This window comes from Bacillus arachidis, from assembly GCF_030285945.1.
Taxonomy (GTDB): Bacteria; Bacillota; Bacilli; order Bacillales; family Bacillaceae_G; genus Bacillus_A; species Bacillus_A arachidis.
On record NZ_CP127376.1, the window covers coordinates 4,879,716 to 4,906,448 of the forward strand.

Consider the following 26,733-nt stretch of genomic DNA (forward strand, 5'->3'; position numbering starts at 1 on the left):
ATGAAAAAAATAGCTACTTTTATACTCCTTTTTATTGTTTTAATTACTAGCGCGTTATTTGTAAAGTTTCAAAGTCCTTTTTCCCAAGGGAAACTTGCATATGATGATGACCAAGAAGGACTAAACAAACAAATTGTTTTCAAATTTAGTCATGTTGTAGCAGAAAATACACCTAAAGGACTTGCAGCTAGTAAATTTGCTGAGCTTGTTAACGAAAAATCAAATGGTAATATAAAAATAGAAATTTTTCCAAACGGAAGTCTCTATTCTGATATAGAAGAAATTCGCGCTTTAAAAGCTGGACAAGTTCATTTTATTGCCCCTTCTACCTCAAAACTTGGAATGTTATCTCACGAATGGGGCGTGCTAGACTTGCCATTTGCCTTTCCAAGTTATGAGGCCATTCAAGAAGGCTTAAACGGAAAAATTGGAGAGCAATTACTTCAATCCTTACAAAAAGATAAGATTAAGGGGCTTGCCCATTGGTCGAATGGCTTTAAACAAATTACTTCAAATAAAGGACCTATTTATACCCCTAAAGATATACAAGGACAATCCTTTCGCATTATGCAAAGTGATGTTATCCAATCTCAATTTGATTTATTAAAAGTTGATGCACATCAAGATTCATTTAACTCTACATATAAATTAATTGAAACTGGTAAAGTTGATGGTGAAGAAAATACAATTTCAAATATCTACTCTAAAAAATTTTATAACGTTCAAAACTATTTGACAATTAGTGATCATGGTTATTTAGGCTATGTTGTAATGATGGATCAAAAAACGTGGAATCAACAAACGGAAAAAACGAAGCAAATATTACTTGAAGCAATGAAAGAAACAACCGAATGGAACAACCATCAATCCATCCGAATGAATGAAAAACAACTTGAACTTATTAAACAAAACTCATCCATCCAAATTCATACACTAACTGATGTAGAAAGAAAAGAATGGGAAAAAGCATTATCTCCTATATACGAAGATCTTGCTCCTACAATTGGAGAGCAATTGGTAAATGATTTAAAAGAATTAAAAGAAAAATATCAAGTTCTTGAAGATAATAAATAACAAAAAAAGAAGGAGATTTTAAGCACCCTTCTTTTTTTGTTATTCCATTATTATATTTCAAAATATTATTTGACATTATCAATTAAACTTTAGTCATATATCTTTCAAAAACGAACAATATAAAGATAAAACAACATATTAATTCGGTATTATTTATGATATTTTAAAATTTCACCCCTATATTTGATAAATAAACACTAAAATCTTTGACTTAATAAAAAAAATAATGTACATTATTTTTTGGACGAACATTTTCTTTTACTAAAGAATAAAATATTCGTATTTAGGGGTGTAATCTATGGAAAAAGTATTCGACTATGAAGATATTCAATTAATTCCTGCAAAATGCATAGTAAATAGCCGTTCTGAGTGTGATACAAGTGTGACTTTAGGAAAACATACATTTAAATTACCTGTCGTACCTGCAAATATGCAAACAATTATAGATGAAAAAATCGCTGTATATTTAGCGGAAAATAGATATTTCTATATCATGCATCGTTTTGAGCCAGAGAAGCGTATCTCTTTCATTAAAGATATGCACTCTCGTGGATTAATCGCATCTATTAGTGTTGGCGTTAAGGAAGAAGAGTACGAATTTGTACAACAATTAGCAGCTGAACAGCTTTCTCCTGAATATATTACAATCGATATAGCACACGGGCATTCCAATGCGGTAATAAAAATGATTCAACACATTAAAACACATTTACCTGAGAGCTTTGTTATCGCAGGAAATGTGGGGACTCCAGAAGCAGTAAGAGAACTAGAAAACGCTGGTGCTGATGCAACAAAAGTAGGAATCGGACCTGGTAAAGTATGTATTACAAAAATTAAAACAGGCTTTGGAACTGGTGGCTGGCAATTGGCTGCACTTCGCTGGTGTGCAAAAGCAGCTAGCAAACCAATTATTGCTGACGGCGGTATTCGTACTCATGGTGATATAGCTAAATCAATTAAATTTGGTGCAACTATGGTTATGATTGGTTCATTATTTGCTGGACATGAAGAATCTCCAGGAGAAACAATTGAAAAGGATGGGAAGCTCTACAAAGAATACTTTGGTTCAGCTTCAGAATTCCAAAAAGGTGAAAAGAAAAACGTAGAAGGTAAAAAAATGTTTGTCGAGCATAAAGGATCTTTAGAAGCTACATTGATTGAAATGGAACAAGATCTTCAGTCGTCTATTTCTTATGCTGGTGGAACGAAATTAGATGCAATCCGTACTGTAGATTATGTTGTCGTAAAAAACTCAATCTTTAATGGTGATAAAGTATATTAAGCTCTATTTGCCCTTTAAGGGGAATAAATATTGATTATTATAGAAAAAAATGAGCAAGTACCTTATTTCGTACTTGCTCATTTTTCTTATGCGATCTCATTTCTTATTTTCCAAACCTTTTACGATATCCACATTTTCTACATAATTCCTCTACAGCCACTCTACGCGAAAATCCATCTACAATATTTTTTGCTCTATCCCCTTCGATAATCTCAGAGAATGAGGCCTTATTAATATTTCCAAGATTAATGATTCCCTCACCATCTAAGCAACAAGGAATGACAGTTCCGTTTGCTAAAATACCAGCTTGATTTCGAAGACCATGACAGAAGCCCTTTCCATCATCCTCTTCTTCATGCAAGGCCGGCCATTGAAATTCGTAATCTTGATTAATAAAAATGCGATCTGCAATTTTCACGCCACTTCCTGGTGTGATCTTCTCTTCAATTTTGTATGGTAAATCAAATTCTTTCTCAATAATTTCTAACAATTGTCTGTTTCTTTGTATTTCAAGATTCGTCTTATTGTCTTGTGTCAGGTTCCATAGTCTCAGCGAAACAATTAATTCTGATTGACTCGTTGCTTCTTTAATAAAGGAAAGGATGCTTCTTACATATCCTTCTTTATCTTCAGATCCTGGATGCCCATCAAAACTATGAAGTGAAAAATTCATTTGTCTTAATGCAGGTTTATTTAATAATTTATGTCTCTTTTTATGAATTAACGTTCCATTTGTTGTAATATTAACTTTAAACCCTTTTTCATGACTTAAGTCCAGCAATTGGTCTATTTTAGGATGGAGCAATGGCTCTCCCTTTACATGTAAATAAATGTAGTCTGTGTGAGGTTTAATTTGGTCTAATCTCTTAGAAAAATCCTCCACAGAAAGAAATTGCTTCTGCCGTTCTGTTGGCGGACAAAAGCTACATGCGAGATTACATACACTTGTAATCTCTAAGTAAAACTTCTTAAACTTTTTCAACCTCAATTCCCCACTTCTTTAACTACTTAGAACAAAATGAAATATTGTTCTATCAATATTACAGCACAATTTTTTATAAATAGAAACATACTTATTCAAGGAAACTAATTTTACCATTTTCTCTGTTTGAAAGCATATGATTTTACTTATCTCACTATAATCTAAACAAATAATTCTTCTAATTATTATAAAATATTAAAAAGGCCATCTGGGATTTTTAATTAGGAAGGTTCCTTTGGAGAATCTAGCTTTTATTTGTTGAACATTTACGATGTGAGCACGAAATATAATGGGCACAAAAAAAGAGTCTGGATTCAGGCTCTTTTTTAAACTATTGTTTAACTTTTTTAAATTTAGATATAACAAAACTAATGATACTGATAGTTAAAAATGCATAACCCATTGGTAGTAAATAAAACGGTTCTACAAGAACACCATTTGCTGCAACTGCAGATTCAGCACTAAGAATGTTATAACTAATTAAACATCCCATTCCTAAGATCAGTGGTATTAAAGTTACAATATATTTTTTCATTGTGAAACCTCCTTGGGTAAGAATTGTTTGATATAAAATAAGTACTTTATGGTTAGAATTATAATCTTCACATACAGTTAGTACTATTTAAAAACATGACAAAGAGCTTACAAATTTGTAAGCAAGGAGGTTTATGCGGGGGGCGTGACAGAGTCATCATAAGCCGCACAATATAATCCAACAAAAATATAAAAAGTATAGTCACAATGAAAGATCATTCAACGAGGTTGAGAATGTACTGTTCACTTACGACCATTCTTCGCTGGTATCACACGTAGATAAAACATTGGAATTTTTAAGGATTTATAAAGCAACCCAAATACTTTAAATAAACGATAGAAAACAATATATAGAACAAAAATTACAAGAACCTGCTATCAAAGAAGTTTTGTTTAATAAAGTTTTTGATACTCTTTCTGCTTTTTCAAAATTTCCACCTACACTGCCTGTAGAAAAACAAAAATATTTCACACACACATTCGTATATCATTCTGACAAAATAGAAAAAAGAAGCACCGAAGATATTGTTTTATTCTTTGATACTTCTTCCTCAAATAACTATGTGCTTATTTATGATACGGTTCTCCACGATTAATCCGGAATGCCCGATACACTTGCTCTAAAAGTACCAATCTCATCAGCTGATGCGGCAATGTCATTTTCGAAAATGAAAGTGATTCATTAGAACGCTTCATCACTTCTGAACTAAGTCCAAGTGATCCCCCAATGACAAATGCTACTTTACTTTTTCCATATGTAGCAAGACGATCCAGATTCGCTGCAAATTCTTCTGATGACTTTTGTTTTCCTTCAATTGCTAATGCAATAACATGTGTATCATCTGAAATTTTATCTAGTATACGTATCCCTTCTTTTTCTTTTACAATTAACATTTCTGCTTCACTTAAGTTTTCTGGCGCTTTTTCATCCGGCAATTCAATAACTTCTACTTTTGCGTACGCAGAGAGTCGTTTTAGGTATTCTGCAATACCTTGTTTTAAATATTTTTCTTTTAATTTTCCAATTGAAATAATCGAGATATTCACACGTATTCCCCACCTTACAAACACGTTATCCACAAAACTTATCCACATATCCACACCTGTTACCCACATATTGTGTGGGAATCTGTGTTCGATACAACATATGTCGCCTTGTTTTGACAAAATTCACATGTTTTTTGATCTTTTTCTGAGTTATCCACACTGTTGATAACTGGCGCTACTTCACATTCATCCACAATGATATCTAACGCTAATTCTACATGTTCTAAACAACAAGGTAGCTTCATATTTTTCACCTCACTATTTCACAATAGAAAACAGGAGGACGCCCTCCTGTTTTCTTAATAGTTTTGACTGCCTAATTTAACCGTTGTTGTTGCTCGTTTTGTACCACGATAAAACGTCAGAGTCATCTTATCGTCAATCTTTTTATTATATAATACCGTTCGGAAACCGATAATATCATGTATTGTCTTTCCATCAACAGCTACAATTACATCATGTTCCCTGAGTCCTGCATTTGCACCAGGCGATGGGCTTTTCACATCCAAAATACAAACACCCTCCGTTACACTACTTGGTAAATGCAATGTTTCAGACCAGTAATAATTCGGAATTTCATTTAAAGATCTAAGTTCAACCCCAACATAAGGTCTCCTTACTTTCCCATGCTTTTCAAGCTCATTCATAACAGGAACTGCTCTTGTAACTGGGATGGCAAGTCCGATCCCTTCTACTTCTTTTGCTGCAATTTTCATCGAGTTGATTCCAATTAGTTGCCCTGCCGCATTTACAAGTGCACCACCACTATTCCCTGGGTTGATAGCTGCATCTGTTTGCAATACTTCTACTTGCCAATCATAATGCCCATCTTGATCTAAGTCTACAGGAACAATTCGCTCATTTGCAGAAATAATCCCTTGCGTTACTGTTCCAGAAAACTGTAATCCAAGTGGGTTTCCAATTGCAATTACCGCTTCTCCACGACGAACCGTATTAGAATCCCCTATTTCAATAACTTTCTTTACAGGTTTTGCATCTATCTCTAAAACCGCTAAATCTGTAACTACATCACTACCTAATACTTTACCAGGAACCTTTTTACCATCGCTTAAGCTCACTTCAATACGATTCGCCCCTGCGACAACATGATGATTTGTCACAATGTAAGCATGACCATTTGTTTTCTTATAAATTACACCTGATCCTGTCCCAGCTTCCGCATCTGCTTCTGAAAAATTATCACGTTGTATATTAATAACACCAACAACAGCTTCCGATGCACGATCAACAGCATCTACAAAACCAGAGTGGCTCACTGTTTGTGATTGCTTTCCTACCATGTTCCCTTCACTGGCCTCAGCTTGCTCTAAGGGACCGGTTTCAGATTCAGAAAATAAAGGGGCTCCAAATGCAAACAATGAAGCCCCTACAATTGTTCCCGCTATACTAGAAATAACGATACTTTTGCGCTTCTTTTTCCCTGTTCGTTTCATACGGAATTCTTCTTCATCAATAAAGGACATACTTGTTCACCAATCCTTCCGAAAACAACTATATTCTCCTTTATTGTTTACTAAAACCAAGAATTATACGTATTGAATTTTCGTTGGTGCCTTTGGATCTGTATCATGTATCTCAAATGCTTCTCCAACTGCGAAACCTTTTTCCTCTAACACCTGCGCAACAGACATACGTGCTAATTCTTTCATATTATTATCTAAACTCAAATGGGCTAAATAAATGTGTTTCGTTTCATCTGTGATAACATCCGTCATTGCAAGCGCGGCATCTTCATTAGAAACGTGACCCACATCGCTTAAAATGCGTCGTTTTATACTCCATGGATAACGTCCCATACGAAGCATTTCCACATCATGATTACTTTCAAACACAAATGCATTTGCTCCTTTAATGATACCTTTCATACGATCACTCACATAACCCGTATCTGTAATAAGAGCCAGTTTTCTACCATTATGATGAAATGCATAAAACATTGGCTCTGCAGCGTCATGAGAAACGCCAAATGATTCCACTTCAATATCTCCAAATGTTTTTACATCACCAATTGAGAAAACAAATTTTTGATCGGTTGGAATGTTACCAATTAAATGCTCCATAGCACTCCACGTTTTTTCATTTGCATACACAGGTAACTGATATTTACGTGCTAAAACGCCGAGACCTTTAATATGGTCACTATGCTCATGCGTGACAAGAATACCCGATATATCTTGTATGTCTAGTTCAGCTTGCCTAAATAAAGCTTCTGTCGCTTTTCCACTCAAGCCTGCGTCAATGAGCAATTTTTGTTTCTCGGTCCCTACATATAGCGCATTTCCTGTACTGCCGCTTGCAAGCACACTAAAATGCAAACTCATTTCTGCTCACTCCATTATTTTTTCATTTTCCTTTTCTTTCCCTAACTTAATAACTTGTCCTTCAATAGCATTCACAAAATAATCTACTTTTCGATCTGTTTTTAAATTCCATGTCGGAGCAAGCACTTGCATATTAGAAGCAGAAGATGTAACGAGAGTCGCATATCCAATCTGCGCTTCTTTAAAATGCGTATTTTGTTTTATTTCATTCTTAAAGAATAAATTTTCTAAAGCTGTTTGAGCTGTAATAATCTCTTGCTCTTTTGCTTTCTCATTCTCACCCATCTCTTTCAAATCAGTTAGCATTGTTTGTGTATATGAAACAAATTCACCTTTCTCATTTATATCCACAACAATCATCCCATGATCATTATAGAAAATAGGCTTATCTTTATACTTTTGAAAGAAATAGATTTTCGTTGCTTCTGCTTTACCAAACTCATATTTCTGACCATCTAATACATAGCTTTTCAAAAACTCACTATATTTATCTTTAGACAGTGTTTTTGCGTTTAACAATGGTTCCTTTAATTTACTTACAATTGTGTTGGCATCTTGTAAAGTAACTGTTTGATTTTTTAAGGAACGTATATCCTCTTCTTTAAATTCCTTATTTTTCGCTGTAATAAAAGAATCTTTCTTTGGTTCTTTTGGCAAATCACCAACTGTAATGTTATCATCTTTTAATTGTTGATCTACCCTTGTTTCTGCCATTAAGTCTAATTGATTACTATCCTGCTTTGAAATGAATTGAAAAACGAGAAAGAGGTCTAAAATAAAAAAGGTAACAATAAATATTGTTTTAATCCGATTCCAGTCCAATTAGCTCTCCCTCCTTTTCTTCACTCCACTCAAGCACTTGATGATTTTCACCATAAACGACATACCAAATCGGCTTTAAGTTTCCACTTGCAACTTGTCCATTTGGCCCATTTGGTCCATTTTCTGTTACTAATTTATAACCAATTCCTATATCTTGAATTAACTTTTTATCTAGATTCGATTTTTTTTGTAATGATTCTATAACAGTCCATCCAGATGGAAGTACCGTCTTTTTATCCTCACCCTTATCGATTAACAAATTAAATAATGGTCGCTTATAGCTAATTAATTCTTCCGATCCCCATACTTGTGTTAATGTAGTCATTCCTTCGCTATTAAATACGGGTAAATCTTCTTCATATAAACGGAACTTTGTTTTCCCCTTGGAATTTAGATAATCAAATCTATATGCATCTGTTAAGCCGCTATGACTATTAACAAATTCGAAACTTTTTTGCATAAGGAGATTTCCATACATGCGCGCACCGCTAGCCACAGATGGATTCGTATACGTTAGCATTCGGTTCGCCTTATTCACTTGCATAAGGCGAATACCATCCGTATAAGTTTCCTCTAATTCATTAGAAATAGGAGTTACATAACGCGGATCACTAAATAGTGCATTTTTGAATGATTCTACTCCCATGTCTGTCGCAAAATACATTAAATCTTGCATTTCTGTTGAACCATCTGGTAAAAATATTCTTTTCGTATCACTTATGTCATACGCAAAATATGGTCTTGCCAAAGCTAAAAATTGATTTTGTGCATTTATAACGTCTCTTAGATTCACACCTGTTAATGTCATTTTATACACTTTATGATTGTTATAAGAAACAAAATTCACATCAATATTTTGATCACGACTTTTAGAAGGATCAACAATAATACGATCAAAATTAAACATATCTAATTTCTTATCTTTAATTGTTAATACGCCCCTAATCGCATCAAACGGAACTTCTGTTGGAAAGACAATTTCAATCTTGCCTTCCTCGTGCACATAAGAGAGGAAATCACCTTTAGGGATAGAGTTCGTAATATCCTTAAAATCGTGCAATTCCCCTCTCTCGATAATTGTATATAACAAGTCGATATTATCTTTCTTTTCACTTACAAAATGCTTCTTATCCTTATGAACAATTATAGAAGATGGCACAATTACATTTGAAACATCTTGTTTTAATGCATCTGCATTTCCTTGAACAAACTTTGTGCTTTGCATCGAATTAGAATCAGGTACATACGTCCATAAATTAAAAGTAAGAAACAGACTAATGACAACTAAGTTAATAAGGACAATAGTTTTAAAGTTTTCCATATTCATTCCCAATCGTCCTCTTCTTCCTTCGCCATTGGAAGTGTGAAGTAAATCGTTGTCCCTTTTCCTTCCTCACTTTTTGCCCAGATAGATCCACCATGCGCCTCAATCATTTCCTTAGCAATAGCTAAACCTAAGCCTGTTCCACCCATCTGTCTTGAACGAGCCTTATCTACACGATAAAAACGTTCGAAAATCTTCTCTACATTTTCTTTTGGAATACCCATTCCTTGGTCACTTACACTAATTTCTAACATATCCTCTCGATCACGCAGGCGATACGTTACTGTTCCACCTTCAGGAGAATATTTTAAAGCATTCGAAATAATGTTATATAAAACTTGTGTAATTTTATCAGCATCCATATCAATAAATCTAGATTTCTTAGAGAATGAACGTTTAAAGATTACATTTTGTTCTTTTGACATTTCAAAACGATCAATAACATTATTAAAGAAATCCGTAAAGTCTACCCACTCTTTCATTAAACGATGTTCTGTACTATCTAACTTTGATAATTGCAACAAGGCATTCACAAGTCGAATCATTCTTTCTGTTTCTTCTTGTGTAACTGTTAAAAATTGCGGTGCAATATTCGGATCTTGCCATGCACCATCACTAAGTGCCTCTAAATAGCTCCGCATCGTTGTTAATGGTGTCCGCAGTTCATGTGATACATTCGCCACAAACTCACGGCGCTCACGGTCAATACGCTCTTGTTCGGTCACATCATATAATACAGCGATTAAACCATTTGCTTTACCCGTCTCCTTTTGAATAACGGAAAAACTAGCTCGCAAGATGTATGGTTCATTTCGTGTACTAAAATCTAATAAAACAGAATCTGGCTCTTCATATAGATGATCGAGCGTAAATTCCTCTTGAATACCTAATACGTCTAAAACTGACTGATCTAATGCCGTCTCACGCGAAACATTTAGCATCTTCTCTGCAGGGTCATTTAGTAAGATAATATCCCCTTTTCGATCAGTAGCAATTACACCATCTGTCATATGAGATAAAACGGACGAAAGTTTACGTCTCTCACTTTCAGTTGAAGAACGTGCTTGTTGTAATTTTTTAGATAAATTATTAAATGCTAATGCTAATTGACCAATTTCATCATGACTATTTACCTTTACTTTACGGGAATAATTTCCCTTCGCCATTTCAATTGCTTGTCTTCGCATATCTGAAATTGGTCGTGTAATTGTTTGAGCTAATAAAATCCCTAGAACCGCTGTTACTAATAAAGCAATCACTGTCCCAGTCGCAAAAATTTGATTGATATCCTTCATCTGTTTATAGACATCTTCCATCGAAGCAACGATATGAATGACACCAATTATTTTCCCCTTATCGTTTTCAATTGGGGTAGCCATAACTTGAACACGATGGCCCGTATTTCCATCTTTCTCAATCTTACCTTCAGCCTTTTTTTGTACAATAGCCCTTTGCACTGTTATGTCTGTTATTGTTTTACCTACCATACCTTGCTTAGATTGATTAGATATTGCTAATAGACGCCTATTTGGATCAATAACACGTACTTCTTGGATATCTTTTTTACGGTCTGCAGTAAATTCAGTGATTGATGTTTTAAGCGCCTCTTCTAAAGTTGGATCTGTTTTTTCACGCTCTTTTGCAAACTCTTGCTTCAAATTATAAGACAGTAAGTTGGTTTGCTGCGTTAATGAATCCTTAAAACTTTGTACGAGACTTTTCTCCAGTTCACGAACAAAATATACACCAATAACCTGCATTGCTATCAAAATTAATAGCATATATATGAGCACAAACTTTAAATGAATCGATTGAAAAAAACCAACTTTCTTCATATACTATTCCTGCTCTGGATCACGCAAGTAATACCCTACTCCACGTCTTGTTACAATTAAAGTTGGATGACTTGGGTTATCTTCGATTTTCTCACGTAAACGACGTACTGTTACATCTACTGTACGTACATCTCCAAAATAATCGTATCCCCAAACTGTTTGTAATAAATGTTCACGTGTCATAACTTGTCCTAAATGCTTCGCCAAATAGTGAAGTAATTCAAATTCACGATGCGTAAGTTCGATGCTTTCATCTCTTTTTGTTACGCTGTACGCATTTGGATTAATTATAATTGGTCCAATAACCATTTCTGTATTTTCTTCTTTTTCGGCTGAGCCACCTTGTTGATGACGACGCAAGTTTGCTTTTACACGTGCCAATAATTCACGTGTACTAAATGGTTTTGTTACATAATCATCTGCACCAAGCTCTAATCCCAACACTTTATCGATTTCAGAGTCTTTTGCAGTTAACATAATAATTGGCATTTCAGAACTTTTTCGTATTTCACGACAAACTTCTAATCCATCTTTCCCCGGTAACATAATATCCAGTAAAACCATATCTGGTTGTTCTTCGTTTGCCTTTTCAATAGCTTCGTCACCATCATGTGCCATGACAATTTCAAAACCTTCTTTTTCTAAATTGAATTTTAAAATATCCGCAATCGGTTTCTCATCATCAACGACTAAGATTTTCTTTCCCATCATTGTGTAGTTCCTCCTAATAAAAATATGGTCATTCATCCTCAAACATGCACAATTCTTTACATAGTATATATCTATACAACTTTATCCCTTGTTTGAGTATTTTATCCTCTATTCTCATAGAATCATGTATGGTTCCCTTACATATGGAACGCTGTATAATCTATAGAAAAACCTCTAGCTTCAACTGCTAGAGGCTTCTCATTCTATTGTAAAATAACTACTCTCATTTGTAAAATTGAACAATATAAAAAGGATATTAAGTGGGCCCACTTAATATCCTGAGAGTGGCTCGGGACGGAATCGAACCGCCGACACGAGGATTTTCAGTCCTCTGCTCTACCGACTGAGCTACCGAGCCAAAACATATATATAAAACCACTAATGGTGGTATAAACAAAAGTGGCGGTCCCGACCGGGGTCGAACCGGCGATCTCCTGCGTGACAGGCAGGCATGTTAACCACTACACCACGGGACCACAAAACATATATATATAACATGACCCGTACGGGATTCGAACCCGTGTTACCGCCGTGAAAGGGCGGTGTCTTAACCACTTGACCAACGGGCCACGAAAAATAAAATGGTGAGCCATGAAGGACTCGAACCTTCGACCCTCTGATTAAAAGTCAGATGCTCTACCAACTGAGCTAATGGCTCATACTCACCAACGTCATATTTTCGTGACGACAAGAGTTATCTTACCATAAGAACTTTTATGTTTGCAATACTTTTTTATATTTTTTTTACAAAAGATAAGAAAAAACTCATGTAAGCATGAGTTTTTTCTTAAATAAATCCATTTTATCTTAATTAACCACCGTATACGTTACGAACGATGTTTGTTTGATTACGATCTGGACCAACTGAGAACATAGATAATTGAATTCCTGTTAATTCAGAAACACGCTCTACATATTTTCTTGCATTTTCAGGAAGCTCATCTAATGATCTTACACCCGTAATATCTTCCGTCCAACCTGGAAGCTCTTCGTAAACAGGCTCACATTTTGCTAAAATGTTTAAGTTTGCTGGAACTTCATCTAAAACTTCTCCGTTGTATTTGTAAGCAACACAGATTTTAACAGTTGGAATACCCGTTAATACATCGATAGAGTTTAATGATAAATCCGTTAAACCACTAACACGACGTGCATGTCTTACAACAACACTATCAAACCAACCTACGCGGCGTGGACGACCTGTTGTTGTACCATATTCACGACCAACTTCACGAATTTGATGACCAATTTCATCATGAAGTTCAGTAGGGAATGGACCGTCACCAACACGGCTTGTATATGCTTTACACACACCTACTACACGATTAACTTTTGAAGGACCAACACCAGATCCGATTGTCACACCACCAGCAACTGGGTTAGAAGATGTAACGAATGGGTACGTACCATGGTCAATATCAAGCATAACACCTTGTGCGCCTTCAAATAATACGCGACGGTTGTCATCTAATGCATCATTTAATACGACAGATGTATCGCATACATACTGTGCGATTTGTTGTCCATATTCGAAGTACTCCTCAAAGATTTCTTCTACATTGAAACCTTCTGTATCGTACATTTTTTCAAATAAACGATTTTTCTCTGCTAAACTGCGTTCAAGCTTTTCTTTAAATGCTTCACGATCTAATAAATCAGCCATACGGATACCAATACGAGCAGCTTTATCCATATATGCAGGACCGATACCTTTTTTCGTAGTACCGATTTTGTTATCGCCTTTACTCTCTTCTTCTAACTCATCTTGTTTTAAGTGATAAGGTAAGATAACGTGTGCACGGTTACTAATACGTAAGTTATCAGTGCTTACACCACGATCGTGTAAGTATTTTAACTCTACAAGTAATGCTTTCGGATCTACTACCATACCGTTTCCGATTACACAAATTTTTTCTTTATAGAAAATACCAGATGGAATTAAGTGTAATTTATATTTAACTCCGCCAAAAACAATTGTATGCCCAGCGTTATTTCCACCTTGATATCTTGCAACTACTTCCGCATGCTCAGAAAGAAAATCAGTAATTTTACCTTTTCCTTCATCGCCCCACTGTGTTCCTACAACTACTACTGAAGACATTATTAAAGCACCTCCGCAATTTTCAAACGAACTTTTCAAACAATATAATTGTACCAAAATGAAAAAAGAAGTCAATTTAAAAACGAACATTTTTTTACCTTTTATCGGTTTCGTTCGTAAGAATTCTTTATTCACACGATAAAAGCCCTATCTTATATAAAAAAAAAAAGAAACACATCTTATTATAAGAAATGCGTTTCTTTTTTATACTTCTACTATGCCGGTGGCGCATGTCCATCATCGAAACGTCGCTCTAAGTTTACGAATTTGTTAAATTCCTTCACGAATGCAAGCTCTACAGATCCTACCGGACCATTACGTTGCTTGGCAATAATAATTTCAATCGTGTTTTTATTTTCCGTTTCGCGATCATAGTAATCCTCACGATACAAGAAAGCCACAATATCGGCATCCTGCTCAATACTTCCTGATTCACGAATATCAGACATCATCGGACGTTTATCTTGACGAGATTCAACACCACGAGAAAGCTGAGATAAGGCAATAACAGGAACTTGTAGCTCACGCGCAATTCCTTTTAATGTACGGGAAATTTCAGACACTTCCTGCTGACGGTTTTCACCAGATTTCCCACTACCTTGAATAAGCTGTAAGTAATCGATTAAAATCATTCCAAGTCCCTGTTCTTGCTTTAATCTGCGGCATTTCGCACGAATTTCACTAACTCGAATTCCTGGCGTATCATCAATATATATCCCAGCATTCGAAAGACTTCCCATTGCCATTGTCAACTTTGCCCAATCATCCGAAGTTAACGAGCCAGTACGAAGTCTTTGCGCATCAATATTTCCTTCTGCACAAAGCATACGCATAACAAGTTGATCAGCACCCATCTCTAAACTAAAAATTGCTACATTTTCATCTGTTTTAGTTGCCACATTCTGTGCGATATTCAGTGAAAATGCCGTTTTTCCCACCGAAGGACGGGCTGCCACAATGATTAAATCGTTACGCTGAAATCCTGCTGTCATCTTATCTAATTCAGTAAACCCAGTTGGTATCCCTGTAACTTCACCTTTTTGATTATGCAAAAGTTCAATTTTATCATAAGCATCTACAAGAACATCCTTAATATTTTGGAATGCTTTTGCATTTGTTTGATGTGATACTTCTAATATTTTTTTCTCCGCTTCATTTAGCAAGCCCTCTACATCATCTTCACGTTCATAACCATCTGATACAATGTGAGTTGCTGTTCGGATCAAACGACGCAAAAGTGCTTTTTCTGCAATAATACGTGCATAATACTCTACGTTAGCAGCTGTCGGAACAGCCTCTGCTAATTCAGCTAAATAGGAAACACCACCAACCTCTTCTAGCAAACCTTGGTCAGCAAGTGCTGCTGTTGCAGTAACTAAATCAATTGGTTCTCCTTTATCAGATAGTTCAAGCATAACTCCAAAAATCTTTTGGTGTGCTGTCCGATAAAAAGATTCAGATAGCAGCAGTTCTGAAGCCGACGTTAACGCATCTTGATCGAGGAAAATCGCCCCTAAAACCGCTTGCTCGGCCTCTATATTATGCGGAGGGGTACGATCAGCAAGCACGTCACTCATACGCAATCCTCCTTGCCTAACTTATTTTTATTGTTCACGAACATGAACTTTTACTGTTGCTGTTACTTGTGGATGTAATTTCACAGTTACATTTGTATATCCTAATGCACGAATTGCATCATCCATTTCGAACTTGCGTTTATCAAGTTTAATATTGTGTGCCTTTTGCAACGCATCTACAATTTGTTTACTTGTAATAGAACCAAACAAACGGCCACCTTCGCCTGATTTTGCTTTTAATTCTACTGTTAATTTTTCTAAAGTTTCTTTTTGTTTTTTCGCGTTTTCAAGCTCAGCTGCTGCATCTTTTTCTTCTTTACGCTTTTGCGCCTCTAATGTTTTCATGCTACTATTTGTTGCTTCTGCAGCTAATCCTTGTTTTAATAAGAAGTTATTTGCATAACCGTCTGGTACGTTTTTTACTTCTCCTTTTTTACCTTTACCTTTTACGTCTTTTAGAAAAATTACTTTCATGATTGTGTGCCTCCCTGTAAATAATCATCAATAACACTTTGAAGTTTTTCTTCAGCTTCATCGACCTTTATATTTTGCATTTGTGTAGCAGCATTTGTTAAATGTCCGCCACCACCTAGGTTTTCCATAATTAGTTGCACATTCACTTCACCTAAAGAACGCCCACTAATTCCAATGAAGGTTTCCCCACGTTTCGCAATGACAAAAGAAGCAATTACTCCTGTCATTGTTAGCAAAGTATCGGCTGATTGTGCGATTAATATTTGATCATAATATTCATCGCCTTCTGCTTTTGCAATTGCAATTCCATTTTTATAAATGTAAGCATTTTGAATCGTTTTTGCAACTCGTAAATACTGCTGCATGTCTTCTTTTAATAATTCTTGTACAAGAACTGTATCCGCTCCGTGTGAACGTAGATAAGAAGCTGCATCAAATGTACGGGCACCTGTCCGGAATGTAAAGCTTTTCGTATCCACTATAATCCCTGCAAGTAATGCTGTTGCTTCTAACATCGTCATTTTCAAACGTTTTGGCTGATATTCAAGAAGCTCAGTTACAAGCTCAGCTGTCGAAGACGCATATGGCTCCATGTACACAAGAAGAGGACCCTCAATAAATTCTTCACCACGGCGATGATGGTCGATTACAACTACGTTTTCAATCTTATGCAAAAGTTTTTCCTCCATCACCATTGAAGGTTTGTGAGTATCAACAACGACAAGTAATGAATCATCCGTTGCAAATTCCATAGCCTGCTGTGGCGTAATAAAATGAGACCATAATTCCTCATTTTGCTTCACTTTATCCATTAAGCGTTTAATACCTTTATCAGAATCATTCTCGTCTAATACAATGTATCCTTCACGCTCATTTAACTGTGCTACTTTTAAAATTCCGATGGCTGCTCCAATCGCATCCATATCAGGAGCCCGATGGCCCATTATAATAACATTACTGCTCTCTAACACTAAATCTTTTAACGCATGCGAGATAACTCTCGCACGTACACGTGTGCGTTTTTCAACCGGATTTGTTTTGCCACCGTAAAATTTCACTTTTCCTGTTGCCTGTTTAATCGCAACTTGATCTCCACCTCGTCCTAAAGCAAGATCTAAGCCAGATTGAGCCATAGCCCCAAGCTCTGATAAAGATAAGTCGCCCGATCCTACACCAACACTTAGTGTAAGTGAAATATTTCGTTTTGATGTTTCCTCACGTACTTGATCTAAAATATCAAACTTTCCTTTCTCCATTTGTGCCAAAATACTTTCATTTAACACAACGAAGAAGCGTTCTGAAGAAGCTCGTTTTAAATATGCGCCGTATTTGAGAGCCCACTCATTTAGACGTGATGTCACCAAACTCGTGATGTTCGTACGTAATTGATCATCCAATCCTTGTGTAACTTCATCATAGTTGTCTAAATAAATAATCGCGAGAACTGTACGTTGATCCTCGTACATTTTTTCAATTTCCGTTTGCTCTGTTACATCAAAGAAGTAAATTAATTTTTCTTCTTTTCTTACAAACACACGAAACTTACGTTTATTTAAAGATACAATATCATCAGCTGTTTCTCCTTTAATAAAGAGAAGTAACGTTTCTGACACATCATACAAATGCCATCCCGCTAAAGAGTGTTGCCCCAAACAAGAAGACAAATAAGGATTTGCCCAATCAATTCCATAATCCTTATTGTATAACAAAATACCAATTGGCATTTGATTAAACGCTTCATTGCTCACTTTCTTTACTCTTGTAATCATTTCTGTTGTGTACTTTTCGAAACTCCTCTGAAAGGCCAACTCAAATCGAATTACCAAAAAGAGAACAATACAAAAAATAAAAAAAGCGGCCATTCCCATTATCCAGTGAAAATAACCTAGAATGGTAATAAGCACAAACATAAAAAATGCCAATACATAAACAGGATATAAAAACCGCTGGCTCTTATAAAATTCAGGCATGTACCCAACTCCTATAAAGTAAAACTAACACAAATAGGAAATTATTCAATTTCCATCAGTAGCTAGTTGAACAAATTAAACGCCCTAAGTTAAACTTCCACTAAAAGCTTACGTCACATAATAAACTTTATATAAATACAAATTGAAAAACCGATATAAAACCTTACTTTTCAGGTATGAGAAAGCCTCCAACTATGCATAGAAACGGTCAGATTCTCTTCCCACCCATGCCAAGTGAAAACAGAGTGAGAAAATCAGTACGGTCTCCTTTCATTTCATTGCAGTGATTTATATGCAAAAAAACGAAAAGCACGATTGGTAATGAGAGTTTCACCGAGCTGGTTTCATTTCTCGTTCTCGCTTATTTTGATTGTATTTTAAAACGTAACGAAAAGCCTAAATCAATTATACCTAAGATTGTGACTAGAGGAAACAACATTGGAATAATCATACATACGATAAAGCTGAGAATAGGAATAGCTTTTGCATAACCTTTTGCATGCGCGAAGAAGGCTATAAATGAAAAACCTTGGAATAAAAGTAGCAATGAAAAGATGGCATATAGATTAGAAAATGCCATATATACATATGAATCTGATTCAACCTTCATAAATGTTGAAAGTAAAATGAATACAACATAATACCAAACAATGCTTTTTGGCAATTGCATATCCTTAAACTTAGGCCACGGTGCTATAGTATACTTCAATCTCTTTAAAACATTACCTGCTATTAATACTGTGATCCAAGAATATATTAAAGAAACCATTACAAACAAACTTGGCAAAAGAATTCGTAGCATATCACTGAATTGCCCTAACAACTCTTTTTGCTCTTGGCTAATTGGCACACCCGCTGCCTTCATTATTTCTTCACTTTGTTCCATTCCTTGTTTGAACATATCTTGCATTTCCTTAAGAAAATCTATGTTAAAAAATTGTATACTCGCTACATAGACTAGTACAAAATTAAGCAAATATACAAGCGTCCCTACCAATAATATCTCCGCTGGCTCTTTTTTCTTCTTATACATATATCCTAAAGAGATGCCTATTATGCCTGACATAAATGTATTCACAAGACTAAGTGGTGAACTAACAATAATAGTAATAAGAATTGCCGCCCCAAGAAGCATGCATGTATTAGAAAACGGGTATCTTACCATAAACAATAAAAAAGGTAATGGCAGTGCAAATATCGCAACCATACTTATAACGGGTACATACAAGAACGTTAAAAGTAAAACTGCATATACAGCTAACAAAACTGCCCCTTCTGTAATAAGCCTTGTACGTTTCATCTTTTACCTCCTCTTTCTAAAAAGAAAAGCATAGCAAAATGCACAGTAGAGTCCGACTCTACTGTGCATTTCATACGCTATTATTCACCAACATATGGTAAAAGTGCCATTTGACGAGCACGTTTAATTGCAACTGTAAGTTTGCGTTGGTATTTTGCGCTTGTTCCTGTTACACGACGAGGTAAAATTTTACCACGCTCAGAAACGAAACGTTTTAATAAATCAACATCTTTATAGTCAATGCGAGTAATACCGTTAGATGTGAAGAAACACACCTTACGACGTTTCGCACGTCCACCTTTGCGTCCTGCCATGTCTATTTCCCTCCATTCTTTGTTAAAAATAACCGATTCATACCATTAAAATGGTAAATCGTCGTCCGAAATATCAATCGGTTGACCTACATTTGAAAATGGATCGTCATTCTTCGTAAATCCAGAGTTACCTGAATTACTAGATTGACCAAATGGGTTAGAGCCTTGGTTACCGTAACCAGCTCCTGATGGTTGCTGATTGAATGAACCACGTTGCTCCCCGCCGCTATTACGCGGCTCTAAAAATTGTACGCTCTCCGCAAGAACCTCTGTTACATATACACGTTTACCATCTTGTCCCTCATAATTACGAGTTTGAAGACGTCCATCTACGCCTGCTAAGCTACCTTTTTTCAAATAATTCGCCACGTTTTCTGCTTGTTTACGCCATATTACACAATTAATAAAGTCAGCTTCACGCTCACCTTGTTGATTCGCAAATGCGCGATTTACAGCTAACGTGAAAGTAGCTACCGCAACACCATTGGGCGTGTAACGTAAGTCAGGGTCCTTAGTTAAACGACCAACGAGGATAACACGATTCATCAATCGAACCACTCTCCCTATATATCTTAATTATTTTTCTTCTTCTTTAACAACGATGTGACGAAGGATATCTTCGTTGATCTTAGCTAAACGATCGAATTCTTTAACAGCTTCTGCGTTAGAATTTACGTTTAAGATCATGTAGAAACCGTCACGTAAGTCGTTGATTTCGTAAGCTAAACGACGCTTACCCCACTCTTTCGTGTTAATGATTTCTGCACCATTGTTAGTTAAAACGCCTGCAAAGCGCTCAACTAAAGCTTTTTGAGCTTCTTCCTCCATGTTTGGACGGATGATGTACATGATTTCGTACTTTTTCATTACACTTTCACCTCCTTTTGGTCTAAACGGCCCATAATGGGCAAGGAGCAATTAATTATATAGTAATTACTCACGAGTTTAGATTATATCATAGTAAGTTAGATGAATCAACTCACCAATAAATAAAAAACTTGGCAAACATATGATATGTTCACCAAGTTTTTATCCCTATTTTTCCTAGGAAATATAGAATTAAACGTTAAAGCGGAAGTGCATAACATCTCCATCTTTTACGATATACTCTTTTCCTTCTAAACGTACTTTTCCAGCTTCCTTAGCCGCTGTCATAGAGCCGTTCTCCATTAAATCAGCATAAGAAACTGTTTCAGCACGAATAAATCCACGTTCAAAGTCTGTATGAATAACACCAGCACATTGAGGTGCCTTCATACCTTTTTTGAATGTCCACGCACGCACTTCTTGTACACCAGCTGTGAAATAAGTAGCTAATCCTAATAAATCGTATGCGGCACGAATTAACTGGTCTAGGCCTGATTCTTCAATACCTAACTCCTCGAGGAATACCTTTTTCTCTTCCTCGTCTAGCTCAGCAATTTCCGATTCAATTTTTGCACAAACAACGATTACTTGTGAATTTTCATTCGCTGCAAATTCTTTTACCATCTGCACATATTTATTCTCAGATGGATCCATAATATCATCTTCACTCACGTTCGCTACATATAACATTTCTTTCGTTGTAAGCAAATGAAGACCTTTAACAATTTTCATTTGTTCTTCTGTAAATTCAACAGTACGAGCTGGTTTTCCCTCTTCAAACGCCTCTTTTAAACGAACTAAAATTTCATGTTCATATACGGCTTCTTTATCCTTTTGTCTTGCTAATTTTGCTACACGTTCAATACGCTTATCAACAGATTCTAAATCAGCTAAGATTAACTCTAAGTTAATCGTTTCAATATCATCAATTGGATCTACTTTTCCTGAAACGTGTGTAATATTTTCATCCTCAAAACAACGAACAACTTGGCAAATCGCATCTACTTGACGGATATGAGATAAAAATTTATTTCCTAGTCCTTCACCTTTACTTGCGCCTTTTACGATACCTGCGATATCAGTAAATTCAAATACAGTTGGAACAGTTTTCTTAGGTTCTACTAGTTCCGTTAGTTTATTTAAGCGATCATCCGGTACCTCTACAATCCCTACGTTCGGATCAATTGTACAAAACGGATAGTTTGCAGATTCTGCTCCCGCTTGTGTAATTGCATTAAATAATGTTGATTTCCCTACGTTAGGTAAACCAACAATCCCAGCCGTTAATCCCATATTTTTCACTCCTATGTCTCAATCTTCCATCATTATAGATAGTAACGAATAAAATGACAAGTTCCCTAAAAGCCAAAAAAAGTAACAGCCGCTTAAAGCAACTGTTACTTCTTCTCTATTCTTCGTGTTTTACAAGAATTTTTTTCACCTTACGATCAAACTCTCTTCGAGGAATCATTACCGAATGGCCACACCCCTCGCACTTAATGCGGATATCCATTCCCATACGAATAATTTTCCAACGATTTGCACCACACGGATGGGCCTTCTTCATTTCCACAACATCGTACAAGTTATATTGCTTTTGTTCCACCCTCTAAACTCCCCTCGTCATTAATTTGCTTTTTGATTAACCATCTCTTTACGATTATATAAAACCATATGTGGATATGGAATCTCAATGCCGTGTAAATCAAGACGATTTTTAATTTCTTTACGAAGCGCTCTAGCAGTAGGTGCATGCTGCATCGGTTCTACTTCAGCAATTACACGGAGCACAACGTCAGATGCACCAAGTGTTTGAATACCTAATAATTGAGGTGTTGCTACCATTTGCTCATATTTTTCTGGTAATTCTTCTAGTAACTCTTCAATTATCTGCTCTGCACGCACGATATCACTATCATAGGAAATCGATACATCAACAAATGCAACACTATTACTAATGGAAAAGTTTGTTACCTGTATAATGCTCCCATTAGGAAGAATATGGATTTCCCCTGTCCAACTTTTCATCTTCGTTGTACGTAATCCAATTTCTAAAACGACACCTTCAAATTGGCCGATACGAACATAATCACCAACTGAAAATTGATCTTCTAACAAAATAAATAATCCTGTAATAACATCTTTCACTAAACTTTGAGCACCAAAACCGATTGCTAAACCAATGACCCCAGCACCGGCCAATAAACCTGCTGCATTAATCCCAAATACCCCTAAAATCGCAATTAACATAATAAATATAACAACGTATGCTACAATATTTTCAAGTAATTTAGCTACAGTAACTGTACGACGCTCCGAAATTTGAATCGGTGAGCGGCTTCCCATATGAAATGCCTTCCGAACAATCGCTCTAGCAAGACGAACAACTATTGCACCAAGTACTAAAATAATTATTATTTTTAGTGCGCCCATTCCTATATGAGCCCAATTTATAGCATGAAACCATTTCTCTAATAAATCCATATACCTCTACCTCTCCAGCAAAAATTTCTGTTTCTATCCTCTTTATTGTATCAGAAGTTTTCCCTATTTCTGAAAAAAATTTATTATCTTATTTGTACTTGTTTACTTCTATCCAGGTATAAAATGGTAGCGATATATATATACTAGTACTATTATTTCCGATTTTATAAACGGCTTACAAAAATAAAGAACTTATAATTTCCCATATTAATTTTTCTTGAATTCCTGAGAATTAATCTCCCAATTACTAAAGCTTTATAAAATAAATTCTAAAGCCAAAAACTTTTACAACGAATTATAAAATTTATCAAAAGGATGGATGCTTCATGAATATCGGAAGTTTTCGCTTACCTTTTTTTGAAAAAAAATCGCAAAATGTTATGCATCATGATTTAGAAGCTTGTACAATAATTAGTGATTTTCTTCTCTCACACATACCTACTCATGAAAATACACCCCTCAGCATAATTTGCATTGGAACAGATCGCTCAACCGGTGACGCACTTGGTCCATTAGTCGGATCTAAACTAGAACAAATGAACATTCAAAACTTCCACGTATTCGGCACACTTGACGAACCTATTCACGCCCTAAATCTCGAAGAGAATATTCAGAATATACAAAATTCTATACCGGATTCTTTTATTATTGCAATCGATGCTTGTCTTGGAAAATCCCAAAACATCGGTTCCATAACTGTTGGTGAAGGACCTAGTAAACCTGGTGCAGCGATGAATAAAAAGTTACCAGCAATCGGTGAGCTACACATACATGGTATCGTAAATTTAAACGGTTTTATGGAGTTTTTTGTCTTACAGAATACGAGATTAAATCTAGTTATGAAAATGGCAGACGTTATTGCCCAGAGCATAAAGGAAACAGACCAAAAATTATCCGTATTGAAAAAAGCAAACCATCTATAAACAAAAAGATGGTTTGCTTTTCAGTTTTCCCTAGATAATAATTCTAAAATGCGATTTAAATCTTCTTTATTGAAAAATTCTATTTCAATTTTCCCTTTTTCTTTCTTTGTTTCTTTAATTTTTACACCCGTTCCGAATTTTTCCCTTAATAGCGTTTCACGTTCTTCGAAAAATATATTTCGTTCGCGTTTCACGTTCTTTGTTTCACGTGAAACGCGCTGGTGCATCTGTTGAACAATTTGCTCTAGCTGTCTAACATTCAATCCTTCCTTTTCAATACGCTTCAACAATGACTTTAGTTTTTCCTCGTCTTTTATTGTAAGTAATGTCCGTCCATGTGCCATCGATAGATTTCCATCGGCAATCATTTCTTGAACAAATGAAGGGAGTGTAAGCAACCGAACATAATTAGCGATATATGGCCTACTTTTTCCGAGACGTTTTGCTAATTGCTCCTGAGTCACATTCAACTCATCCATTAGCATTTGATATGCCACAGCTTCTTCCATTGGATTTAAATCTTCACGTTGTAAATTTTCTAACAAAGCAAATTCCATCATTTGCTGTTCATTTAATTCTCGAACAACAGCTGGAACTTTTTCAAGATGTGCCTCTTTTGCAGCTCGATACCTTCGTTCACCAGCAACAATTTCGTATCCTTTAATACTTTTCCTTACGATCAAAGGTTGTAAAATGCCATGTTCTTTAATGGATGCTGCCAATTCTTGAATTGCTTCTTTTTGAAAGTTTTTACGCGGTTGATAGGGGTTGGGCCTTAATTCATTTAATGTAATTTCTTGAATTTTCTCTTCCTCTTTCACATCTAAATCTGGAAAGAACGCATTAATCCCTCTTCCTAATCCTTTAGCCACCAGCAATCACTTCCTCTGCTAAATCTATATACACTTCTGCACCCCTCGATTTAGCATCATACTGCATAATTGGTTTCCCATGACTTGGCGCTTCACTCAAACGAACATTACGTGGAATAATAGAACGATATACTTTATCTCGGAAATATTTCTTCACTTCATCTATAACCTGAATTCCTAAGTTTGTACGTGCATCTAACATCGTTAATAGTACACCTTGAATTGCTAAATTTTTATTTAAATGCTTTTGTACAAGACGAACTGTATTCAGTAATTGACTCAATCCTTCCAATGCATAGTATTCACATTGAACTGGAATAATAACGGAATCTGCTGCTGTTAATGCATTAATTGTTAATAAGCCCAAAGATGGGGGGCAATCAATGATAATATAATCATATTCATTACGAATTGGCTGCAAAGCCCTTTGTAAACGAACTTCCCGGGAAATGGTTGGTACCAGTTCAATTTCAGCACCTGCCAATTGAATTGTAGCAGGTAGAACATCTAAGTTTTCAGTTGCGGTTTTTTGTATAACCTCTTGAACTTCTGCATCTTCTACAAGAACATTATAAATGCATTGGTCTAACTCCGATTTTTCAATTCCTACACCTGTCGTTGCGTTTCCCTGAGCATCAATGTCAATAAGTAATACTTTTTTTCCTACCTGTGCTAATCCAGCACCTAAGTTAACAGACGTTGTTGTTTTTCCTACGCCGCCTTTTTGGTTAGCAATTGCAATGATTTTTCCCATGATGTCACCTACTTTCAACCTTTCTGTCTTATTCTAAAAATAATTATGTTTATTGTAACATGAAATAAAAACTTTTCTTTTGCATCCTTATTAAACTTCAAAATTTATTCTAAAACTCCTTCTTCATTTAAGAAGAAAAATATAGGAAAAGAGACCCCCCAAAAAGTGAGATCTCTATTACATATGAATTATTTCTTTTTAGGAATCTTAATTGTAATTTGATAGTACTCATCAAATTCTTCTTCTTCAGAATTTACATTAAGTCCACTGTTTGCAACCATTTGTAATGATTGTCTAATTGTATTCATCGCAATTCGCATATCACGACTTACCGCTTTCTGTTTTGCCTTACGCTTTGGTTTTACTTCTTCCAGTAGTTTAGCAATACGTTCCTCAGTTTGTTTTACATTCAACTGTTTTTCTATAATTTCTTGTAAAACCTTCAACTGTAATTCTTTATTTTTTAAAGGAATGAGAGCACGGGCATGTCGTTCTGTAATACTTTTTTCTAGCAATGCTTGTTTAATTTCTTCAGGCAACTTTAATAATCGCAACTTATTTGCGATTGTTGATTGTCCTTTTCCGAGCCTTTGTGCTAATGCTTCTTGTGTTAAATTATGTAACTCAATTAACTTTTGGTAAGCGATAGCCTCTTCAATTGCTGTTAGCTCTTCACGTTGCAAGTTCTCAATTAGAGCAACAGAAGCTGTTTCAGTATCATTTAAGTTTTTTATAATTGCCGGAACCTTTTCCCAGCCTAATTTCGTTGCAGCACGAAAACGTCTTTCCCCGGCAATAATTTCATACTTACCTTCTTCATATTGCCTTACAACAATTGGTTGGATAAGTCCATGTGTACGAATGGTCAAAGCAAGTTCATCAATACGTGCATCATCAAAAACTGTGCGAGGTTGATAACGATTTGGGACGATATTTGCTATCAGAATTTCTTGTATTTCTTCATGTATCTTTTTATTTATTTCTTCATGGCTTTCTTCTTGTAATTCGAATTCGCTCTCTTTATCTCCAAAGCCAAATAAACGAGAAAACGTATTTTTCATACATATTCCACCACCTTTGGGCCTATTGAATGTCCTACACAGAAATGTTTCCTATGAAACATTTACGTTTTCATTTATATAAT

General features: G+C 35.6%; 27 protein-coding genes and 4 tRNA genes. 3 read left to right on the forward strand and 28 right to left on the reverse strand.

Going from position 1 to position 26,733, the window contains the following annotated elements; all coding sequences use genetic code 11:
• Positions 1 to 1,074, forward strand: a complete 1,074-nt coding sequence (locus QRY57_RS26755) for a DctP family TRAP transporter solute-binding subunit (protein WP_286016550.1) — start codon at positions 1 to 3, stop codon at positions 1,072 to 1,074.
• A gap of 298 nt (positions 1,075 to 1,372) precedes the next feature.
• A complete protein-coding gene (gene guaC / locus QRY57_RS26760; RefSeq protein ID WP_208016680.1) occupies positions 1,373 to 2,356 on the forward strand; it encodes a GMP reductase in 984 nt (327 codons plus the stop codon).
• Positions 2,357 to 2,459: 103 nt separating this feature from the next.
• On the opposite strand, the gene QRY57_RS26765 is transcribed toward guaC, so the two are convergent.
• The 25 genes from QRY57_RS26765 to QRY57_RS26885 all read right to left on the reverse strand — a co-directional run bounded on the left by QRY57_RS26765 (position 2,460) and on the right by QRY57_RS26885 (position 23,040).
• Positions 2,460 to 3,338 (reverse strand): radical SAM/SPASM domain-containing protein, encoded by an 879-nt coding sequence (locus QRY57_RS26765; protein ID WP_286016551.1) that lies wholly within the window; start codon positions 3,336 to 3,338, stop codon positions 2,460 to 2,462.
• 331 nt (positions 3,339 to 3,669) lie between these two features.
• Positions 3,670 to 3,873, reverse strand: a complete 204-nt coding sequence (locus QRY57_RS26770; protein WP_286016552.1) for a DUF3955 domain-containing protein — start codon at positions 3,871 to 3,873, stop codon at positions 3,670 to 3,672.
• A gap of 566 nt (positions 3,874 to 4,439) precedes the next feature.
• The gene (gene rlmH, locus QRY57_RS26775) at positions 4,440 to 4,919 is read right to left on the reverse strand and encodes a 23S rRNA (pseudouridine(1915)-N(3))-methyltransferase RlmH (protein WP_001026999.1); all 480 of its coding nucleotides are present in this window, start codon (positions 4,917 to 4,919) and stop codon (positions 4,440 to 4,442) included.
• Between the two features lie 59 nt (positions 4,920 to 4,978).
• Positions 4,979 to 5,164 carry a CxxH/CxxC protein gene (locus QRY57_RS26780; protein ID WP_098302962.1) on the reverse strand — a complete coding sequence of 62 codons (186 nt, stop codon included), beginning with the start codon at positions 5,162 to 5,164 and terminating at the stop codon, positions 4,979 to 4,981.
• 54 nt (positions 5,165 to 5,218) lie between these two features.
• Positions 5,219 to 6,403 (reverse strand): S1C family serine protease, encoded by a 1,185-nt coding sequence (locus QRY57_RS26785; RefSeq protein ID WP_090692814.1) that lies wholly within the window; start codon positions 6,401 to 6,403, stop codon positions 5,219 to 5,221.
• 63 nt (positions 6,404 to 6,466) lie between these two features.
• Positions 6,467 to 7,261 carry an MBL fold metallo-hydrolase gene (locus QRY57_RS26790; RefSeq protein ID WP_026592147.1) on the reverse strand — a complete coding sequence of 265 codons (795 nt, stop codon included), beginning with the start codon at positions 7,259 to 7,261 and terminating at the stop codon, positions 6,467 to 6,469.
• Between the two features lie 6 nt (positions 7,262 to 7,267).
• A complete protein-coding gene (locus QRY57_RS26795) occupies positions 7,268 to 8,083 on the reverse strand; it encodes a two-component system regulatory protein YycI (RefSeq protein ID WP_026592148.1) in 816 nt (271 codons plus the stop codon).
• Positions 8,064 to 9,410 carry a YycH family regulatory protein gene (locus QRY57_RS26800; RefSeq protein WP_286016553.1) on the reverse strand — a complete coding sequence of 449 codons (1,347 nt, stop codon included), beginning with the start codon at positions 9,408 to 9,410 and terminating at the stop codon, positions 8,064 to 8,066. The genes QRY57_RS26795 and QRY57_RS26800 overlap by 20 nt, the downstream gene beginning before the upstream one ends.
• Positions 9,407 to 11,242 carry a cell wall metabolism sensor histidine kinase WalK gene (gene walK / locus QRY57_RS26805; RefSeq protein ID WP_208016684.1) on the reverse strand — a complete coding sequence of 612 codons (1,836 nt, stop codon included), beginning with the start codon at positions 11,240 to 11,242 and terminating at the stop codon, positions 9,407 to 9,409. Before walK ends, QRY57_RS26800 begins: the two co-directional genes overlap by 4 nt.
• A gap of 3 nt (positions 11,243 to 11,245) precedes the next feature.
• Positions 11,246 to 11,953 carry a cell wall metabolism DNA-binding response regulator WalR gene (walR, locus tag QRY57_RS26810; protein WP_026592151.1) on the reverse strand — a complete coding sequence of 236 codons (708 nt, stop codon included), beginning with the start codon at positions 11,951 to 11,953 and terminating at the stop codon, positions 11,246 to 11,248.
• Positions 11,954 to 12,238: 285 nt separating this feature from the next.
• Positions 12,239 to 12,311 (reverse strand) — tRNA-Phe (locus QRY57_RS26815).
• Positions 12,312 to 12,353: 42 nt separating this feature from the next.
• Positions 12,354 to 12,429, reverse strand: a tRNA-Asp gene (locus tag QRY57_RS26820).
• 21 nt (positions 12,430 to 12,450) lie between these two features.
• A tRNA-Glu gene (locus QRY57_RS26825) sits at positions 12,451 to 12,522 on the reverse strand.
• 13 nt (positions 12,523 to 12,535) lie between these two features.
• Positions 12,536 to 12,611: transfer RNA gene (locus QRY57_RS26830), tRNA-Lys, on the reverse strand.
• Positions 12,612 to 12,764: 153 nt separating this feature from the next.
• Positions 12,765 to 14,054, reverse strand: a complete 1,290-nt coding sequence (locus QRY57_RS26835; protein ID WP_286016554.1) for an adenylosuccinate synthase — start codon at positions 14,052 to 14,054, stop codon at positions 12,765 to 12,767.
• A 215-nt stretch (positions 14,055 to 14,269) separates the two neighbouring features.
• Positions 14,270 to 15,631, reverse strand: coding sequence for a replicative DNA helicase (gene dnaB, locus QRY57_RS26840; protein ID WP_026592153.1), 1,362 nt, complete (start codon positions 15,629 to 15,631; stop codon positions 14,270 to 14,272).
• Positions 15,632 to 15,658: 27 nt separating this feature from the next.
• Positions 15,659 to 16,105: a 50S ribosomal protein L9 gene (rplI, locus tag QRY57_RS26845; RefSeq protein ID WP_026592154.1), complete on the reverse strand. Its 447-nt coding sequence runs from the start codon at positions 16,103 to 16,105 to the stop codon at positions 15,659 to 15,661.
• Positions 16,102 to 18,075: a DHH family phosphoesterase gene (locus QRY57_RS26850; protein WP_208016686.1), complete on the reverse strand. Its 1,974-nt coding sequence runs from the start codon at positions 18,073 to 18,075 to the stop codon at positions 16,102 to 16,104. Before QRY57_RS26850 ends, rplI begins: the two co-directional genes overlap by 4 nt.
• Before the next feature lie 361 nt (positions 18,076 to 18,436).
• Positions 18,437 to 19,375 carry a YybS family protein gene (locus QRY57_RS26855; RefSeq protein ID WP_286016555.1) on the reverse strand — a complete coding sequence of 313 codons (939 nt, stop codon included), beginning with the start codon at positions 19,373 to 19,375 and terminating at the stop codon, positions 18,437 to 18,439.
• 80 nt (positions 19,376 to 19,455) lie between these two features.
• Complete coding sequence (gene rpsR, locus QRY57_RS26860) at positions 19,456 to 19,689, reverse strand: 30S ribosomal protein S18 (protein WP_000918874.1); 234 nt, start codon at positions 19,687 to 19,689, stop codon at positions 19,456 to 19,458.
• Positions 19,690 to 19,734: 45 nt separating this feature from the next.
• On the reverse strand, positions 19,735 to 20,238 hold the full coding sequence (gene ssb, locus QRY57_RS26865) for a single-stranded DNA-binding protein (RefSeq protein WP_026592157.1): 504 nt from the start codon (positions 20,236 to 20,238) through the stop codon (positions 19,735 to 19,737).
• Between the two features lie 27 nt (positions 20,239 to 20,265).
• Positions 20,266 to 20,556 (reverse strand): 30S ribosomal protein S6, encoded by a 291-nt coding sequence (rpsF, locus tag QRY57_RS26870; RefSeq protein WP_026592158.1) that lies wholly within the window; start codon positions 20,554 to 20,556, stop codon positions 20,266 to 20,268.
• Between the two features lie 192 nt (positions 20,557 to 20,748).
• Positions 20,749 to 21,849 carry a redox-regulated ATPase YchF gene (gene ychF, locus QRY57_RS26875; protein ID WP_026592159.1) on the reverse strand — a complete coding sequence of 367 codons (1,101 nt, stop codon included), beginning with the start codon at positions 21,847 to 21,849 and terminating at the stop codon, positions 20,749 to 20,751.
• A 115-nt stretch (positions 21,850 to 21,964) separates the two neighbouring features.
• The gene (locus tag QRY57_RS26880) at positions 21,965 to 22,162 is read right to left on the reverse strand and encodes a DUF951 domain-containing protein (protein WP_016112820.1); all 198 of its coding nucleotides are present in this window, start codon (positions 22,160 to 22,162) and stop codon (positions 21,965 to 21,967) included.
• 20 nt (positions 22,163 to 22,182) lie between these two features.
• Positions 22,183 to 23,040 carry a mechanosensitive ion channel family protein gene (locus tag QRY57_RS26885; protein ID WP_026592160.1) on the reverse strand — a complete coding sequence of 286 codons (858 nt, stop codon included), beginning with the start codon at positions 23,038 to 23,040 and terminating at the stop codon, positions 22,183 to 22,185.
• 326 nt (positions 23,041 to 23,366) lie between these two features.
• Here QRY57_RS26885 and yyaC point away from each other — a divergent pair, with 326 nt between their 5' ends.
• Positions 23,367 to 23,963: a spore protease YyaC gene (gene yyaC / locus QRY57_RS26890; RefSeq protein WP_286016556.1), complete on the forward strand. Its 597-nt coding sequence runs from the start codon at positions 23,367 to 23,369 to the stop codon at positions 23,961 to 23,963.
• A 20-nt stretch (positions 23,964 to 23,983) separates the two neighbouring features.
• On the opposite strand, the gene QRY57_RS26895 is transcribed toward yyaC, so the two are convergent.
• The 3 genes from QRY57_RS26895 to noc all read right to left on the reverse strand — a co-directional run bounded on the left by QRY57_RS26895 (position 23,984) and on the right by noc (position 26,650).
• Positions 23,984 to 24,835, reverse strand: coding sequence for a ParB/RepB/Spo0J family partition protein (locus tag QRY57_RS26895; RefSeq protein WP_208016691.1), 852 nt, complete (start codon positions 24,833 to 24,835; stop codon positions 23,984 to 23,986).
• On the reverse strand, positions 24,828 to 25,589 hold the full coding sequence (gene soj / locus QRY57_RS26900) for a sporulation initiation inhibitor protein Soj (RefSeq protein WP_026592163.1): 762 nt from the start codon (positions 25,587 to 25,589) through the stop codon (positions 24,828 to 24,830). The genes QRY57_RS26895 and soj overlap by 8 nt, the downstream gene beginning before the upstream one ends.
• Positions 25,590 to 25,777: 188 nt before the next feature.
• Entirely contained in the window at positions 25,778 to 26,650 is an 873-nt protein-coding gene (gene noc, locus QRY57_RS26905) for a nucleoid occlusion protein (RefSeq protein WP_026592164.1), read from the reverse strand.
• Positions 26,651 to 26,733 lie beyond the last annotated feature (83 nt).

Bases quoted from the DNA above. Each gene is read 5' to 3' on its own strand.
- QRY57_RS26755 (WP_286016550.1), top strand. From the start codon at position 1: ATGAAAAAAATAGCTACTTTTATACTCCTTTTTATTGTTTTAATTACT.
- guaC (WP_208016680.1), top strand. From the start codon at position 1,373: ATGGAAAAAGTATTCGACTATGAAGATATTCAATTAATTCCTGCAAAA.
- QRY57_RS26770 (WP_286016552.1), bottom strand. From the start codon at position 3,873: ATGAAAAAATATATTGTAACTTTAATACCACTGATCTTAGGAATGGGA.
- QRY57_RS26780 (WP_098302962.1), bottom strand. From the start codon at position 5,164: ATGAAGCTACCTTGTTGTTTAGAACATGTAGAATTAGCGTTAGATATC.
- QRY57_RS26785 (WP_090692814.1), bottom strand. From the start codon at position 6,403: ATGTCCTTTATTGATGAAGAAGAATTCCGTATGAAACGAACAGGGAAA.
- QRY57_RS26790 (WP_026592147.1), bottom strand. From the start codon at position 7,261: ATGAGTTTGCATTTTAGTGTGCTTGCAAGCGGCAGTACAGGAAATGCG.
- QRY57_RS26800 (WP_286016553.1), bottom strand. From the start codon at position 9,410: ATGAATATGGAAAACTTTAAAACTATTGTCCTTATTAACTTAGTTGTC.
- walK (WP_208016684.1), bottom strand. From the start codon at position 11,242: ATGAAGAAAGTTGGTTTTTTTCAATCGATTCATTTAAAGTTTGTGCTC.
- walR (WP_026592151.1), bottom strand. From the start codon at position 11,953: ATGATGGGAAAGAAAATCTTAGTCGTTGATGATGAGAAACCGATTGCG.
- QRY57_RS26835 (WP_286016554.1), bottom strand. From the start codon at position 14,054: ATGTCTTCAGTAGTAGTTGTAGGAACACAGTGGGGCGATGAAGGAAAA.
- dnaB (WP_026592153.1), bottom strand. From the start codon at position 15,631: ATGAGTGACGTGCTTGCTGATCGTACCCCTCCGCATAATATAGAGGCC.
- rplI (WP_026592154.1), bottom strand. From the start codon at position 16,105: ATGAAAGTAATTTTTCTAAAAGACGTAAAAGGTAAAGGTAAAAAAGGA.
- QRY57_RS26850 (WP_208016686.1), bottom strand. From the start codon at position 18,075: ATGCCTGAATTTTATAAGAGCCAGCGGTTTTTATATCCTGTTTATGTA.
- QRY57_RS26855 (WP_286016555.1), bottom strand. From the start codon at position 19,375: ATGAAACGTACAAGGCTTATTACAGAAGGGGCAGTTTTGTTAGCTGTA.
- rpsR (WP_000918874.1), bottom strand. From the start codon at position 19,689: ATGGCAGGACGCAAAGGTGGACGTGCGAAACGTCGTAAGGTGTGTTTC.
- rpsF (WP_026592158.1), bottom strand. From the start codon at position 20,556: ATGAAAAAGTACGAAATCATGTACATCATCCGTCCAAACATGGAGGAA.
- ychF (WP_026592159.1), bottom strand. From the start codon at position 21,849: ATGGGATTAACGGCTGGGATTGTTGGTTTACCTAACGTAGGGAAATCA.
- QRY57_RS26885 (WP_026592160.1), bottom strand. From the start codon at position 23,040: ATGGATTTATTAGAGAAATGGTTTCATGCTATAAATTGGGCTCATATA.
- yyaC (WP_286016556.1), top strand. From the start codon at position 23,367: ATGAATATCGGAAGTTTTCGCTTACCTTTTTTTGAAAAAAAATCGCAA.
- soj (WP_026592163.1), bottom strand. From the start codon at position 25,589: ATGGGAAAAATCATTGCAATTGCTAACCAAAAAGGCGGCGTAGGAAAA.
- noc (WP_026592164.1), bottom strand. From the start codon at position 26,650: ATGAAAAATACGTTTTCTCGTTTATTTGGCTTTGGAGATAAAGAGAGC.